We start from the raw sequence: 16,103 nt of genomic DNA, 5'->3' as shown, positions 1-16,103 counted from the left end.
AAAGTTTTATCTACGAATGTTGGTATAATCGACTTAATGTTTCGCGGCTTACTCCGAGATATTCAGCAATTAGTTTTTTAGGGATTTTTTGCAACAGACTTGGATATGATTTGGCAAACTCTTCATAACGCTGTTGCGGATTACTGGATAAAAGCAATTTAATTCTTTGTTGTAATGCGACATATCCATTTGTGAGTTTTATTCTGAAGAAATGTTCCATCTGATGAAGATCAGCCGCTAATTTTTCTCTTGAGTCAAGTGTTAAACAAATCACTTCACCTTCTTCAAGACATTCAATGTACATTTCTGCTTTTTGCTGTTTAAAAAAAGCATAATAATCAGACATCCACCAGTTTTCCTGGGCAAACTGAACAATATATTCCTTACCATGATTATCCAGATAAAAAACTTTATAGATGCCGGATATAGCCAAAAAATCATATTTTACTTCATCTCCTTCATGAATTAAATATTGGTGTTTACGTACTTTTTTTACAGAAAAAAAAGATTTGATATATTCAAATTCTTCATCATTAATGGGTATTATTGCTTCTATATGTTTCCGTAATTGCTCCATAATTTTTGATAAAATTCCTTAACAAAAATAAAGAAAAATTAGCTTATAAGGACGTAAACATAAATCCATTACTTTTAAAAATTAAACTGAATTAAGAGATTTTTAAAATGCAAAAAAAAACTCCATACTAAATGGAGTTTTATAAAACGTAATGTGTTTTGTTTCAAGTAGCAAAATGCTATTTTTTTGGAGTTTCTCTGTCTCCCGGAGCCGGATCTCCATCTTCATTACCTTCATTGCTTCGGGTTGTACCTCTTGTTCCGGAATTTAATGATGTGCTGTCTCCTGCTTTTATAGCATCAGAATCTGTTGTGGTAGAAGTTCCTGAAGCAGAATTTGTTTTACAAGAAAAAGTGAGTGCCATTAAAAGAACAAACACTAATAATTTGAATTTGAATATAGTTTTCATAATGTAATTTTTTAATTTATATAAAGCTTTCTCAAATTTACTTAGATGTAAGTTTTATTTGTTTCAATATTTTAACTTTTTGTTACACAATTAAATACAAATCAACATATTACATATTTTTATTTAATTATGTAAATTGGTAATAGCAAAAAGAAATAAAAATGGATAAGATAGAAAATAGCAATTTTAAAAGACTTGTTGGTATATGGAAAACCAGTGGAAATATAAAATCAGGTCATGAAAATCTGGAATTAAACGGTATTGACAGTTACGAATTAATACTTGATGGAAATTATATTTTGCATAAAGCAAAAGTAAAAATGGGGAACGATCTTAGTGAAACATTTGAAATCTTTAAGTTAGAAAACCCAATGGATAAGGCTAAAACACAATATTTTGATTCAAAAGGTGAAGACAGAATAATGACAAGTTCGTTAGTAAAAAATGAATTTAATATCGAAGGAAAAAATTTGAAGTTTACAGGAAATATCAATGATCAAAGCACTTTAATAAAAGGTAATTGGTACGCTCAGACTCAAGATGGAAACTGGAATGACTTTATTGAACTGAAACTAGAAAAGCAAAAAAGTAAATAGACTGCAGATCAAAACAGGTATTTTTACTTTAGATCAAAAGCATCAAATAACTTATTTTTGAAATTACTAAAAATTAAACAACCAATTTCAAACATAAACCACCAAAAAACCATGCCCTGGACAATTCTTGAAAAATTATGGGAACGTACTTTGCATCCCTCCAGCCATACTCCTGCAAATACTACCCAAACCTGGGACAGTGAAATTAAAACTTTATATCAATTGGGTATTAGTATAGAAGATGTTTTGCAGTTTTTGTATTTTGAAAAACCTGATTTTGAAACTTTTAAAACATGGGTTACGAATAGGCTAAAAAATGAAAATACTAATGTTGAAGATTTTGAAGATAAAGTGCTTTCAGAACAAGATCTTCAATTTTGGAATAAAAACGGTTATGTTGTTCTAAAAAATGCTATTTCAAAACAAGATTGTAAAGATACCCAACAAGCCATTTGGGATTTCTTAAAAATGGATCCCAATGATAAACAAAGCTGGTATAATCGACACGAATATCAAAAGGGACTAATGCTTAATTTTTCGAATCATGAAACTTTAAACAAAAACAGAATTTCTCCAAGAATAAAAAAAGCTTACGAGCAGCTTTATAAAACAAACAAAATATACAAAACGATAGACAAAGTAAGCTTTAATCCTCCCGAAACGGAAGAGTTTCGTTTTTTAGGAAGTCCGCTTCATTGGGATACCAGCTTAAAGCAGCCCATAAAATTTGGATTGCAGGGACTACTCTATCTCAGTGATTGTGGTATTAATGATGGTGCTTTTCATTGTGTTCCGGGATTTCATAATAGTATAAATGATTGGTTAAATGATCTTTTACCAAATGAAAATCCAAGAGAAAAAGCTTTAACCTTAAAAGCGAAACCGATAATTGGTGAAGCCGGCGATTTTATAATCTGGAATAATGCGCTGCCGCATTGTGCAACGCCAAACAAGGGCGAAAAGCCAAGAATGGTTCAGTATCTTACCTATTTACCAGATGCTTATGATACTTCTGGAGAATGGGTGTAGCTATTTTAAAAAGTTTTTTTATTTCGGCACAAATAATTACTACATCTTTTTAATCAAAAACAAATGACATTTTAAACAAAGTAAAATGACATTTTGAACAAACTCAGTACTTGAACTTACCAATAACTTTGTCTTATAATAATCAACTAAATATTATAAGAAATGGAAAGTAATAATTATCAGGGAGCGATGCAAAATCGGGTTGGATCCGGATTTAATGCACAATCAACTACAAATGATGTAATTAAAGGAATTGATCTTACAGGTAAAATTGCTATTGTAACCGGTGGAAATACAGGTATTGGTTTAGAAACTGCCAAAACTCTTGCCTTTGCCGGAGCAACAGTAATAGTTCCTGCCAGAGATATTGAAAAAGCAAAAAAGAATTTACAGAATGTTCCTAATATAGAATTGGCTGAAATGGATTTGATGAATCCTGATTCTATCGATGCATTTGCACAAAATTTTTTGCAGTCAGGAAGACCTTTCCATTTACTTATTAATAATGCAGGCATTATGTGGGTTCCTTTTCGCAGAGACAATCGCGGTATCGAATCGCAATTGGCTACAAATTATTTAGCTCAGTTTCAGCTTACAGCGAGATTGTGGCCTGCATTAAAAAAAGCCAATTCGGCACGGGTAATAAATGTATCATCGCAGGGACATCAGTTTGCTCCTTTCGATTTTGATGATCCTAATTTCCTATACAGGGAATACGAGACTTTACAGGCATACGGGCAATCCAAAACAGCCTGCAATTTATTTGCTCTTGAGCTGGATAATCGTGGTAAAGAATTTGGTGTAAGGTCTTATTCTCTGCATCCGGGATCTATTAATGGAACTGAACTTGCCAGGGAAGCATCATTAGAATTATTTCAAAAAATGGGTTTCTGTGATGCAAATGGTGCTATTTTGCCAGAGATTTTAGCCAACTTAAAAAAGATTCCGCAAGGGGCCGCAACAACTGTGTGGTGTGCCACAACTTCTCTTCTGGATACTGTTGGAGGTGTTTACTGCGAAGATGTTGAGGTTGCTCCAATAGCCACAGAAACTTCAATGTCTTCGGGTGTCAAACTATATTCGCTTGATGAAGATAATGCCAAACGTTTGTGGCTGCTTAGTGAAAAAATGAGCGGAATTGCATTTAAAGTTAACTAATGAACTTAAAATACGACTTTAAGCCGTTGGGCGTAATGTCTAAATATTTTAATTAAACACATAGAAACATAGATTATATGTTTTTGAAAAAAGCAATTCAAAAAGAAACTCGTTTCTCACACATAGCCCGATAACTATCGGGATGTATTAATGAAAGTGAAACGCCTTTTTTGAGTTCAATAATTCTATGGTTCTATGTGTTAAAAATAATTGCATCCAACGGGTTAATTTTAGTAAATTTGGTAATGTGTTCGCCAAAAAATTATTGATTTAACCTCATCTATTTTTATAAAACAAATTATCGCAGACAAATGGAATTTGAGGCAAAATATATAACTCCGGATATTAAGCTTTCTTCTTATGAAGACAAGTTTTTTAAATCAGATATCATATTCGATGAGCATATGCTGGTATGGTTTATTTCCGGTGAAACAAAAATTGTTCAGGCAGATACTATTCATATTTTTAAAAAAGGAGATATTTTTCTTATTCCCAGAAATCAGCTGGCCACTATTATCAATTATCCAAAAGATGGTGAGCCGCACAAAACGGTGGTAATGCATTTAACGACTTCCAGACTTAAAGATTTTTATGCCAATCTCGATATTAAGCCCAAAACTTCCATCTCTCCAAAGATAAACTATTACAATAATCATCCGTTATTAGAAAGCTGTCTTACTTCGTTGATTCCGTATTTTGATATGAAGGAACTTCCGGAAGATATTGCTTCACTCAAAATAACCGAAGCGATCACTATTTTGAGAACTATTGATAAGGAAATAGATACTATTCTCGCTAATTTTGAGGAACCCGGAAAAATTGACTTGGTACATTTTATGGAACGCAATTTTATGTTTAATATGCCATTAGACAGATTAGGATATTTAACCGGCCGCAGTTTATCGACATTTAACAGAGATTTTAGAAAGTATTTTAATACTACGCCTCAAAAATGGCTCACGGCAAAAAGATTAGAATTGGCCCATTATGAGCTGACAAAAAACAAGAAAAAAGCAATAGATGTTTGCTATGAAGTTGGCTTTGAAAACCTTTCTCATTTTTCTTTTGCCTTCAAAAAACAATTTGGTTATACTGCTACAGAATTACTTACTGCCAACCTCAACGTATTGACTAAAAATGGAGATTTGATCGTGTAAAACAAATTTGTGTTTATCTCTTTCATATCAGTACATCACGCGATTCTCGTCTCCTAAAACAATGTTTAACAATACTTTATAATCTCTTTTTTTTTCAAAATATTATATTATATTCGACAATAAACTCCAAATATTCCAAATTTTAATTATCTTTAAATTCTCCCCAATTTTATAAATCGTTTCCTTGCTAATACAATTATGACCAACCAAAAACCAAAAGATATGAAGTGGTTCAACAATTTAACGCTTGAAAAAATTAGAGGAAAATTTTCAAAATCTATTACTAACAGCGAAGAATCTGTTCATTTTGAAAAAGGAAAAGAACTTTATGCTGCAAACCAGTTTCAGGAAGCTATCATTCATCTAGAAAACGCTATTAGCTCCGGTTCTTATCATGAAGCTTATAAATTAAAAGCAAATTGCCTGCAAAAAATGGACTATCATTACAATGCGATCGAAGATTTTGACAAGGCAATTGAAGCGAATCCTTTGGACTTTTCGAGCTATTATTGTCGGGCGGTTTCAAAAAAAGCTATTCTTGATTTTACCGGACAAATTGAAGATCTACATAATGCGATTTATTACTATAAAAAGAATACCATTTTAGAAAATTCGATATTAAGATCGTTTGAAAGTGATCTTTTATTTGCTAAAATGAGCATCGACGGACTAACAAAAAACGCTGCGGAAATTGCCAAAATTCCTTCTTTGGAAATTAAATCACTTATCACAGATTCATTACATCTTATCAAACAGGTAAAGTTAAAAAATGCCACCCTGAAATAGCTATAAAAAAATACGCCCTGAAATTCAGGGCGTATTTTTTATTTTTTCTTTTTCGATTTTGACTTCGATTTTTTAGCTTTCTTTTTAGCAATCTTTTTCGCTTTTGCTTTATCTTTTGCTTTTTTCGCTTTTGCTTTCTTTTTCGCCTTCGCTTTTTGTTTTGCTTTTTTAGCTTTGTCTTTCTTTTTATCCAGTTTCGCTTTTTCTTTTTTCTTAGCTACTTGTTTTTTCTTTTTCTCTTTTTCTTTTTCCTTTTCTTTCATCTTTTTATTCTTCTTTTTAGTATTAGATTTATCTCCCTCTTCTGAAGCAATTTCTTCAGTTTCTGTTGAAACTTCAGTAGAAACCGCTTCTTCATTTTGTTCTGCTGTTTCTGTTGTTGAAACTGTTGGTGTTTTAGCAACTTTGGCAGCGGGTTTCTTTTTTGTATTTGCAGGTTTGGTTTCAGTTTCTTCAGCAATTATTTCATTTCCTGCTTCAACATTAGTAGTGTTTTCATCAGTAGAAATCAAATTGCTGTTTTCTGTTTGCTCCTGGGTGTTTGTAATGTCTTTTTCTTTCATGCGGCATGTATTATTTTAGGATTTTACGTGGTTTTTAGCATTAAAGTTATTTTTACTTTATTTTAATGTTATCAAATTATTAACAAATATACTGTTAATACACATCGTGCAATGTTAAGCTTTTAGTTTGAGTGAAAGCTTAACATTGAAAACCTTAAATAATTGATAATCTGAATATTTATATTTTATTACAAACTTATTTTTCGACCTTAAAGGCAATCTAAACTAAAAGAGATATAAATATATATTATAACAAATATTATATGATATAAATAAATTTTTAGTAAAATAAGTGGTGAATCTGAAAAAGCTAAAAAAGCAAAAAACCACTTAAAAATTTTAAATGGTTTTCAATTAATTGATCGTATCATTTTCGTTTTGCACCGCGGGCATTAATTTTCGGATGCTTTTGTTGATGATGCTTCGTGTAGATTTTTTCTTGATTTCATAATCTCTGGTGCATTTTTCCAATTCGCCAAATAAGATTTGGAATTTGTCATAAAGCAAGTCCAATTCTTCCATTGCTTTTCTTGTTTTTGCATCTTCCGTCTCTCCTATTTTGTCTCCGGCAATTTTTGACATGTACTCAAATTTACGGAATGCGGCCAATAAAATTCGATGTTCTGCAGAGCTTATTCCTTGCATAGTAATTCTGGATATTGAATGGAAATTTTAATTTACGGAGTAACCAATAACGGATCGGCATCGGTATAAATTTTTGAAAGCGGTAATGTTTGCGATTTTACCATTTTTGTTTTGCCTGTGTTTCCTGATATTGCATTTATTGCTGTATTTAATAAAATTTCAGAACGGTTTCCTAAAGCAAAAACCTCAGGATTTTCAAGTTCGTCTGTATTAATTGAAGGATTTATTCCCGCAGCATAACCTCCTTCGTGCTTTGCATTAAATAATTTATAGATTGAAGGATATAAAACCCAGCCTTTTTTACCCGAAATCCTGTCATCTTCTACAGGAAATCCCGCAACATCTTTACCAACGGTTTTCTCGCCTATCGTTATTACATTTATAAACGGACTTAAATTGTTTATGATTATTTCTGAAGCCGATGCAGTATGTTTTCCGCATAAAATATATACTTTCTGAATATTGGGATGCGTGTTTTTAAGCGCTTCAAAACTTATATTTTTTTCATTACTTTCTAATGCCTGCTGAAAAGACTGTTTTACAACACCACCATTTTTATTTCCTTCAAACTCTATAAACAAATCGCCTGATTTTATGTTGGGAGCCAAAATAATACTTAATGCTGTTGCCGAAGCTATATCTCCTCCGCCGTTGTAGCGTAGGTCTAAAACCAGTTCTGTTATTTCTTTGTTTTTTAGTTCCTGAAATGTCTGCAGGAATAATTGTGCCATTCCAACATCAAAATGCGGAATTTCGACATAACCAATCTTAGTGTTTCCATTTGTAATAACTTGGCTTAAAAGTGGCTGTGTAAACGAAAAACCCTGAGAAATAGCAACTTGTTTTTCATTGTAAAATCCCAATTGGGCTGAGTATGAAATTAATTTCAAGTTTAATTGCGTTGCTGCTGCCATATTTTTGTAGAGGCTGTCATAATTATTTAAGGTTAATTCGACACCGTCAATACTTGTTATTAATTGTCCTCTCGCCAAACCATTATTTTTGGCCGGAGAATCATACAATGCGTATAAAATTACGCCGAAAACCTTGCCTTGATATTCCATAAACGAAATATCAAATCCAAATTTTTGCCGCAGGCTTTTTGGTGCGGTTTCCGGTAAAGCGGGATGCATTGCATACGAAAAAACATCATCGGCTTTTAATAACCTTGCAAAATACTCTTTGGGATTTACTGATAAATCGCCCTGATTTGGCATAGCGTCATTCCAACGGTAATATTTTTTCATTTGCCCGTACATCCATTCATTGGTGTATTCATTTGTTCCTTCTGTGTAAACCTGCTCGGGGTCATCTGAAGAGCAGGAAGAAAGAATGATAACTTCTATCAAAAGAATAATGCCATAAAAAAGATAGCTTAACGCTTTATTTTTCATTTTAAAATCTATAAATATGAATTCAATTTTTATTATTCCCGATATTATTTTCTTTATTTAAAAACAAAATAATCAACCAAATTTAAATTTCCGTCCACGCTGGCAAAAGCACCGTTTGCATCTGGTTTTTCATCTAAAACTATTAGTTTAGATTTGTTAACAGACATGGTTAAAATAACGATCACTTTTTTTCCGGGAACATACGATTCTGTTGTTCCATGTTTTACCAATTCCATTAAAATTGTTGGAGGCGAACTATACTGAAATTCAATAAAAGAACTAAATTGATCTTTGTTGATATTCTCAACTTTACCAATTGTCTGGCCGTTAATTTTACGCAGGATTCCGTCAAGGTTTCCTTCATATCCGCTTTTAGAATATAAATTTTGAGTAGGAAATATAAATTTATAACCCGTATTTCCTGTTTTACTTAATACACCTGGCTTTATTGCTGAAATGTTCTCTATCCAGATGTTTTCTTTTGCGAAAAACGAAATTGTATCAATGGTTTTTTTGGCAGTAAAATTATAGCTGTGTAAAACCTTTTTTGTTGTTTTTTCGGTTATTTCAAAAGTTTTTGATTTATCCCCAAAATAAACAAACTGATACTCTGTCTCAATTTTTTTTGTGAAAGCTGTTTTTTTATCTTTCTCTTTCCCTATTTCAATAAGTTTTCCGTTTACATTTATTTGTATAGAATCATTCAGGGCGCTATAACCTGTTATTACGACTTTTCCGGGTAAATTGGTTTCTGTACCATAATACGGAATCAATTCGTCGTTGGTACAAGATTCAAAAAATGCAATTATGATAGAGAAAATTAGTACTCTTGTCAAGATATTCTTCATATTGAGTTTTATTTATTGTAAAGGTTTTAAGTATCGGAAATGATAAAAATTCCGAATTTATTTTTTGATGAACTTTAATTTTTTAGAAACACCATTGTTAGAAACGGCAAGGAAATAAAAGCCTTTTGGCAAATCGCTAACTGATAAATTTTCTGGTTTGTATGGAGATTCTTTAACTAAAATTCCGTTTGCATTATAGATTTTTAATGCTGTTTCCTCGTTTTGATATTGTTCTGCCAATTGTAATTGTAAACTTTCCTGCACCGGATTTTGGTTTATTCTGCAAATCTGAGATTCTAATTCAACATCATCAACACCCAAAAGTGTTTCGGCAGTAACAGAGATTTTATCAATTTCGTAACCAATAAAAGGAAAACCAAGTTTAGTTCCTAATGCTATGTAAACTGCTGTTTCTCCGGTAAATTCAGAAATATCAACTGTGTAATCTTTAAATTCTGCTTCTTCAGTTGATGTTCTTTCTAAGGTTATTGTACTTATAAGTGTAAATGTAGTAGGATCTGGCGAAGTAGAACCATATATAAAAAGATCTTGATTACTATCAAAAATACTAGGTTGTGCATGTAGAGTTAAGGATAGTTTTCCAGAATAAAAGGAAGCATCTATGGCAGGTGATATTGCAAAATTATCTTCTGTAGTGGGTAAATATCCTAATGTATCAAAATCTATATTATATGTACCTAAAACATCAACATTACCGCCTACAATAGCACCTGTATTTGGATCAACCTGAATGTTTTTTCTTGTAAACCAATTGCTGCCATTTCCATCTCTGTCTAATAAAGTCCAGTCAGAAGCATCGGCATCATCAAAATCATCTTCCCATATTGTAAATTGAGCAGATGCTATTGTTGTCATCATTATAAATAATACTAAAAGTAGATTTTTTTTCATTTTTTTAAATTTTAAATTTTATTTTAAAACATGGGCAGATACAGATCTGCCCATGTAGTTTTAATAATTAACCTCTGTATAAATTAAAAATTAGTAAACTTTGTCCAAGTGTTAGTCCAAAGAGCCTCAGTTTTAAATGCACCTGTATTACCTGTTAAATTAAGCGCGCCATCATTAAAGAAAGGCTGTGTAAGACCCCATTTTGGAGCTGGATTTGCAGTTGAAATACTTGTACCCAAACCTGAGAAAGTTGTTCCTGCTGGCAGCGCTACATTATCAAACCCGTGGATTGATACTCTTAAATAAGAAGAATTAGCCTGAGTTGATGGAGCTTCATATCTAACTCCTGTGTTGTATCCTGTAACAGTTGCATCAGTCAAACTTATTTGTCCTAATCTGCGTACGTGAATAGCATTTTCGTATAAGTCAGCAACTGTAGTTGAGCTTACACCAATGATAGATAATTGATTAAGAACCGGACGTGTAATAAGCGTTGTAGCAGTACCTAAAGCATTATTATCTAACTCAATACCGTTAGAATCAGGATTTCCGCTGCTTAAACTGTGGCTTGAGTTACTATCGGCAATTGCAATCGCTTTTGTAATTGTTCCTGTATAACCAAGATCAAAATCGAAGTTATCATCATCCGGTGCAAAAGAAACTAAATGTGTAGCACTTACTGTTCCTCCAAAAAATTCGAATGAATCATCTCTTCCGTAAGATACCTGAATGTGGTTAACTGTTGTACCAGAACCCACTCCACCAAATGTTAATCCGTTGATTTCTATATCAGGAGATGTAGTTATAATACGTCCGGCAAATTCGATACGAACATATTTTAAAGTTCCCGCATTATGAGCGTTATTTGAACCTCCGTAGTAGAAATCAGGAAGATTAGGCTGATCTCCCAATCCTTCGATAATGTTATTATCTAATCCGTTATTTACAACAGCATCACCTAAGATAACAACACCTCCAAAATCTCCGGGAGTAGCTGTAGTAGCAGCGCCATCTAATAAATTGTAACTTGTAAAAATAATTGGAGCAGTTGCTGTTCCTTGTGCATCAATTTTACCTGTTTTAGTAATTACAAGAACTCCTGTAGCAACTCCTACCGCTAAAGGTTTTGCCTTAATGAATGTACCTGCCTGAATGGTTAATGTAGCACCAGATTTTACACGAACTACACCTTCAATTTCCCAAACTTTATCGCTTGTCCAGGTAGTGTTTGTTGTAATATCACCACTAACAGTTTGTACTGTTCCAGGATATCCACTGTAATCGGCACCAGCAGCTTTCATAGAAAAAGAAGAATCAGCAGTTGAATCATCATTTTGGCAAGAGCTCACAGCCAGAGCAATCATTGCACATAGAAAAAATTTTTTCATAATAATTTATTTAATTCTATATTTGCTGCAATTACAAACTAGGCCTTTGGAGAGAGCAGCAAAATATCTTTCCTCAGGTCTTTCTCTTTTTTGGTAAAGTTGTTTTCTATAAACGATCCCGCTTTACCATCGGCGTTTATACCTAATATTCCGTCTTTTACTCATAGGATTTTTTTAACGCAGTAAAAGGTTTGCTTTCCATTCTTCTAAAATTTATATCAAATTATTTAGAGAACATCTTAAAGTACTTTATTCCATTTTTGCTTCATGCACTAAACAAAAAAGAAATCTAATACTTACAACTAAATACATTAGCGTTTCAAAAATCAAAATATCATCCCCTGATTTTATTGTTAACGGTTTCTTAATATGCATAACAATCACCGCCATAAAGCAGCAAAATCCTATACCTGATTATGAAATTTTTAAAATGAATAATTAATGGATACACTTATAGTCCTGCCATTTTTAGCTTTAAATAATTCCTGATCAATATCCTGATCATATTTATCCGTCGCTCCGGCTCCTAGTCCAAATCCGGCTCTTGGGTTAGAACCTATAGGGACATCCTGTATTTTACTGTAACTATTAAGGTTGTTGTAGGTTTCTATACTGGAATCAAACAGGTTTTTTAGGCTGCATTTTAATTCCAGGTTTCTTTCTTTAAAGAATTTATAACTCACCTGCGCATCTGTTATACCATAAGGTTTACGAATTTCCTCGGCACCGTAATCAAATCCAACCAATATATATTGATCGCCAACCGCACTATGCTTAATACTAAAACCTAAACGCTCACCCACATAGTCTAAACCAAAATTATAACTGTACGGCGACTGCCCGTACAACGGTCTGTTTGCTTCATATAGAATACCGGATCCGTCTAATCTTTGATACGATCTTACCTTGGTGGAATTGACAGTAGCGTTACCGTTAATAAACAAGTTTTTTAGGGTTTGACCTTCGCCTAAAAAGGAAAGACTTTTATAAAATTCTATTTCAAAACCCCAAAGTTTAGCATCATAAGAGTTTATGTTATAAACATTTCTCTCTGCAGAGGTACTTAATGCCCCAACACTTTCAATAGGATTATCGATATCTTTATGATACACACCAAAGGACAAAATTTCGCCACCGGAAGGAAACCATTCCATTTTAAAATCATAATTATTGGCTACACTTGAAACAATTCCACCGGTATAATTATAAATAAAATAAGAACGAATAGGATCAAAATAGGGGATGCTTAAACGTTCTGCAAACTGAGGACGCAATACAGACCTGTTATATCCTAAGCGAACATTCATTTTATTAGTAGGGCTAATAATTAAGCTGGCTGAGGGTAAAAATTGCCATAACTTATCATCTTTTTGTTCCTGATCAAAACTACCGGCATCTATAGACTGACTTTCAATTTGTGTGTAAAGGTAACTTTCTGCCCTGGCGCCCCAGACAAAGCGTACAAAACGGCCCATTTTATTGTCAAGCATTAAAAACGGCGAATGCACTTTGACATCTCCAACATATTGATTACCATATTTAAAACCGCCAAACCAGCCATAACCACCGTAGTAATAATTGGATCCGTCCAGAAATTGTGTCAGCGAACCATAAAGATCAGCGCGGTCAGTTTGTTGTCCGAAGGTTTCTAATTTGACTGATACCTGCTGGTTGGTTGCTTTTTTATAAGTTCCGAAGTAACCGGCTTTGACATCGTTTGTAAAAGAATCACTAAAATTAAAAGAGTATTTAAAATTAATGGCCGCATTATAATCAATCTCATCGTTCGTAAAATTACTCCTCCTAATATTTTGAGTAGCATTATAAACATCGTAATAAACCAGTATGTCGTCTCCCACTTTTTTTCTTTGAATATTTAGAAATGTAGCGTCTTTGGTATCTTTGGTTACATTTCCGTAAGCTCCGTACCAGTTGATTTCAAGCTTATTAAACTTGTGATTTCCTTCAATTTTATTCTGAATAAAAGTCGTATAAACCGGATAATTAGTCTCTGCCGTTCTGGCCAATGTAGTTCTATCTAGTATATCATCAATCGGAACTCCGTTATCCCAGCCTGTAATTTGGGTTAATTGACTGTTGTAAATGTGCATTACAGTATTACGGGTTGTGATTTTATGATTATCAAGCTGAATTGCCGCATTAAACATCCCGCCCAAAGTCGAATTAAAATTATAAGTGGCACCGGAATTCTTAAACCCATATTTATTAAAGGTAGAATATGCCGCAGTTTCGTTTTCTGCCGAAAACTCTGAATTGCTTTTGTATTTTCCTCTTTCCGTATGCTCTATATCTAATTTTTCCTGTGTATTCTTAAAAATTAAAGACCCTGTAAATCCCCATTTGTTATTATCTTGTAATTTATAATTTCGTCCAATACCAAATTGAAGTGTAGTACCCGGGGCAGCATAGGTTTTATAAGTAGTAAAATTATCCTGTGTAAATTGTTTTGATTCCCTAATAGAAATACTCGGGTCTGCTTCATTACTATTTGTATTTACAGCTGTAAGATTATCAGCACTAGGAAAATCACGTCTCCCGTCATCAAATCCCCAATAGTCATAATCCCCTTCCTGCTTGGTAAGTCGTTCTTTAAACGTGCTTCTGCTATTGTATGAAGTACTGATAGAAAAATTGGTGAAATTTTCTTTTGGAATATCTTTTGTTTTTATCTCCACATAACCTCCGGCAAAATTCGCGTACATATCCGGAGTGGCAGATTTGCTCACTACAATACTTTCTACAATCGAAGTTGGAATAATATCAAAAGAAAAGTTTTGCTGATAGGCATCTGTACTTGGCAGGGCAATTCCGTCCATAACAGCCTGGTTCCATCTTTCGCCCATAGAGCGCACCACCACATATTTATCGCCCACAGTTGTAACTCCCGTGATACGTTTTAATGAACTTGCCACGTCTCTGTCCGGCGTTCTGGCAATTTGTTCGGCAGAAATACCATCAGAGAATTGAGGCGCTTTTTTTTGCTGCAGCAACATTCCTTCAACCGAAGCTGTAGCTTTTTTATAATCCTGAATAATCACGACTTCTTTCAATGATTGTGTATCTTCTTTTAGTGATACAACCAATGGCGTTTCCTGATCTTCAAGCACTTTGACATCCGTAATTTTTTGTGTTTGAAACGAAATAGCGCTTATCTCGATGGTATAATCTCCCGGTTCCAATTCCAGAATATAATTACCGTCGATATCAGACTGTACGCCATAATTAAGACCCGCAACTTTAATATTTACGCCCGGCAGCGAAAGTCCGTTTACATCAACGACTTTACCCGTTACTTTTCCCTTCTTTTTTTTTTTGCCCGTATCTTTACTGTTTACGGCTATATTATTTTGATTTCTTCTGAAATTTAAATTGGTCATACTTTGCAAATCCGTCAAAATTTCATCGATAGAAACATTGTCTTTTTTTAATGTAACCAATGGCAAACTCAAATCGAGATCTTTTTGATAGATAAACTGATACGGAGTCTGGGATTTTAAATTATCTATTATTTTTTGAGGCGTAGAATTTTTAAAATCAACCGAAACGGTACCGGTTTGCGAATACATAGTGTGCGTTCCTAAAAGGAAACCGAAAAACAAAATCCAAATGGCAAACTGCCTGGAAAAATCATTGTTCATAATTGATAATTGTTAGTTTATTAGAATTAATTTTTATATGATATTTTGGGTTAATATTTTAAAATATTGCAATACTTGTCTTGTAGCGCAAAGTTGATTTTGGCTAAAATGGTATTCTAAAATGTTTGTAATTTATATTTAGTGACTAATGAGATAAGTCTTATTTCCTGTAGACTGAATCTTGATTTCCAATGCAAATGCAATAGTCTGCAGCATTTCATAAAAACCTTGTCTCGTATCCAGCGTTCCCTGCATTTTTAAGTTTCGTAAATCTTCATCGAGATAAGTCACTTCAAAATGATGATCTGTTTGCAACTTAGTAATCACCTCTTGCAGTGTCAAATCATCAACGTACATCAGCACTTTTTTCCATTCTGGTTCCAAAACTTTTGTTTTTTCCTTAAACACCATCGAAGTTCCGGAGCCATAAACCGCTTTGTCTCCACGTAAGAGGAAAATCGTATTTTCTTCCGTTTCTACTTTTACTTTTCCACTTCTCACATTAACTTCCGGCTGATGGTGATTGTAGGCTTTAATATTAAAAGAAGTACCCAAAACAGTAGTTTTTATAGGTCCGGAGCTAATAACAAAAGGACGCGAAGGATCGCGCTTTACTTCAAAAAAAGCTTCTCCTTTTAAAGTAATCGTTCTTTCTTTTCCTGTAAATTCCTTGGGATATTCAATTTCTGTATTTTCATTCAGCCAGACGCGTGAACCATCAGGCAAATTCAACAACCGAATATCTCTATTGAATGTTTTTGTCGAAGCAATTTCAATTTTCGTCTGAGGCATCAAACTATAAACGCCAATTCCAAGAACAAATACGGCACAGGCAACTGCCGTCCAATTATAAAAGTTTTTGTATTTATCAACAGTAACATTTCGAATATTCTTCCACATCCGGGATGAAGTTTCACCAGGAAGAATTCCTCTGTTTGGTATTGCATTCCATTCGTCTTTTAATCTTTTTGACTTCATTACA

The 16,103-nt window shown here is 33.4% G+C and carries 15 protein-coding genes; 5 read left to right on the top strand and 10 right to left on the bottom strand.

The features are described 5' to 3' along the window. Positions 1-10 precede the first annotated feature (10 nt). Together SD960_RS00325 and SD960_RS00320 are read right to left on the bottom strand one after the other, a co-directional pair. Positions 11-577 carry a Crp/Fnr family transcriptional regulator gene (locus tag SD960_RS00325; protein ID WP_318800184.1) on the bottom strand — a complete coding sequence of 189 codons (567 nt, stop codon included), beginning with the start codon at positions 575-577 and terminating at the stop codon, positions 11-13. A gap of 178 nt (positions 578-755) precedes the next feature. Continuing rightward, positions 756-986 (bottom strand): hypothetical protein, encoded by a 231-nt coding sequence (locus SD960_RS00320; protein WP_073393992.1) that lies wholly within the window; start codon positions 984-986, stop codon positions 756-758. 161 nt (positions 987-1,147) lie between these two features. Between SD960_RS00320 and SD960_RS00315 the strand changes: the two genes are divergently transcribed. From SD960_RS00315 to SD960_RS00295, 5 genes are all read left to right on the top strand, one after another. After that, the gene (locus SD960_RS00315) at positions 1,148-1,582 is read left to right on the top strand and encodes a hypothetical protein (RefSeq protein WP_318800182.1); all 435 of its coding nucleotides are present in this window, start codon (positions 1,148-1,150) and stop codon (positions 1,580-1,582) included. A 57-nt stretch (positions 1,583-1,639) separates the two neighbouring features. After that, the gene (locus tag SD960_RS00310; protein WP_318800180.1) at positions 1,640-2,611 is read left to right on the top strand and encodes a phytanoyl-CoA dioxygenase family protein; all 972 of its coding nucleotides are present in this window, start codon (positions 1,640-1,642) and stop codon (positions 2,609-2,611) included. Positions 2,612-2,773: 162 nt separating this feature from the next. Next, positions 2,774-3,769 (top strand): SDR family NAD(P)-dependent oxidoreductase, encoded by a 996-nt coding sequence (locus SD960_RS00305; protein WP_318800178.1) that lies wholly within the window; start codon positions 2,774-2,776, stop codon positions 3,767-3,769. 311 nt (positions 3,770-4,080) lie between these two features. Beyond that, positions 4,081-4,926: a helix-turn-helix domain-containing protein gene (locus SD960_RS00300; protein ID WP_318800177.1), complete on the top strand. Its 846-nt coding sequence runs from the start codon at positions 4,081-4,083 to the stop codon at positions 4,924-4,926. Between the two features lie 222 nt (positions 4,927-5,148). Beyond that, entirely contained in the window at positions 5,149-5,712 is a 564-nt protein-coding gene (locus SD960_RS00295; RefSeq protein ID WP_318800175.1) for a hypothetical protein, read from the top strand. Positions 5,713-5,750: 38 nt separating this feature from the next. Here SD960_RS00295 and SD960_RS00290 read toward each other — a convergent pair whose 3' ends face one another. From SD960_RS00290 to SD960_RS00255, 8 genes are all read right to left on the bottom strand, one after another. Next, positions 5,751-6,275 (bottom strand): hypothetical protein, encoded by a 525-nt coding sequence (locus tag SD960_RS00290; RefSeq protein ID WP_318800174.1) that lies wholly within the window; start codon positions 6,273-6,275, stop codon positions 5,751-5,753. A 354-nt stretch (positions 6,276-6,629) separates the two neighbouring features. Then, positions 6,630-6,920: a hypothetical protein gene (locus SD960_RS00285; protein WP_318800173.1), complete on the bottom strand. Its 291-nt coding sequence runs from the start codon at positions 6,918-6,920 to the stop codon at positions 6,630-6,632. Positions 6,921-6,952: 32 nt separating this feature from the next. After that, positions 6,953-8,314 (bottom strand): S41 family peptidase, encoded by a 1,362-nt coding sequence (locus tag SD960_RS00280; RefSeq protein ID WP_318800171.1) that lies wholly within the window; start codon positions 8,312-8,314, stop codon positions 6,953-6,955. 53 nt (positions 8,315-8,367) lie between these two features. Continuing rightward, positions 8,368-9,162: a hypothetical protein gene (locus SD960_RS00275; RefSeq protein WP_318800170.1), complete on the bottom strand. Its 795-nt coding sequence runs from the start codon at positions 9,160-9,162 to the stop codon at positions 8,368-8,370. 57 nt (positions 9,163-9,219) lie between these two features. Next, positions 9,220-10,074 (bottom strand): T9SS-dependent choice-of-anchor J family protein, encoded by an 855-nt coding sequence (locus SD960_RS00270; protein ID WP_318800169.1) that lies wholly within the window; start codon positions 10,072-10,074, stop codon positions 9,220-9,222. An 83-nt stretch (positions 10,075-10,157) separates the two neighbouring features. Next, a complete protein-coding gene (locus tag SD960_RS00265) occupies positions 10,158-11,462 on the bottom strand; it encodes a hypothetical protein (protein WP_318800168.1) in 1,305 nt (434 codons plus the stop codon). 425 nt (positions 11,463-11,887) lie between these two features. Further along, positions 11,888-15,121, bottom strand: a complete 3,234-nt coding sequence (locus SD960_RS00260) for a TonB-dependent receptor (RefSeq protein ID WP_318800167.1) — start codon at positions 15,119-15,121, stop codon at positions 11,888-11,890. Between the two features lie 138 nt (positions 15,122-15,259). Beyond that, positions 15,260-16,099 carry a FecR family protein gene (locus SD960_RS00255; protein WP_318800166.1) on the bottom strand — a complete coding sequence of 280 codons (840 nt, stop codon included), beginning with the start codon at positions 16,097-16,099 and terminating at the stop codon, positions 15,260-15,262. Positions 16,100-16,103: the final 4 nt, after the last annotated feature.

This window comes from Flavobacterium sp. MMLR14_040, from assembly GCF_033657265.1.
Lineage (GTDB): Bacteria > Bacteroidota > Bacteroidia > Flavobacteriales > Flavobacteriaceae > Flavobacterium.
The sequence above is the reverse complement of the archived record's forward strand: the minus strand, read 5'-3'. Positions and strand labels throughout refer to the sequence as shown.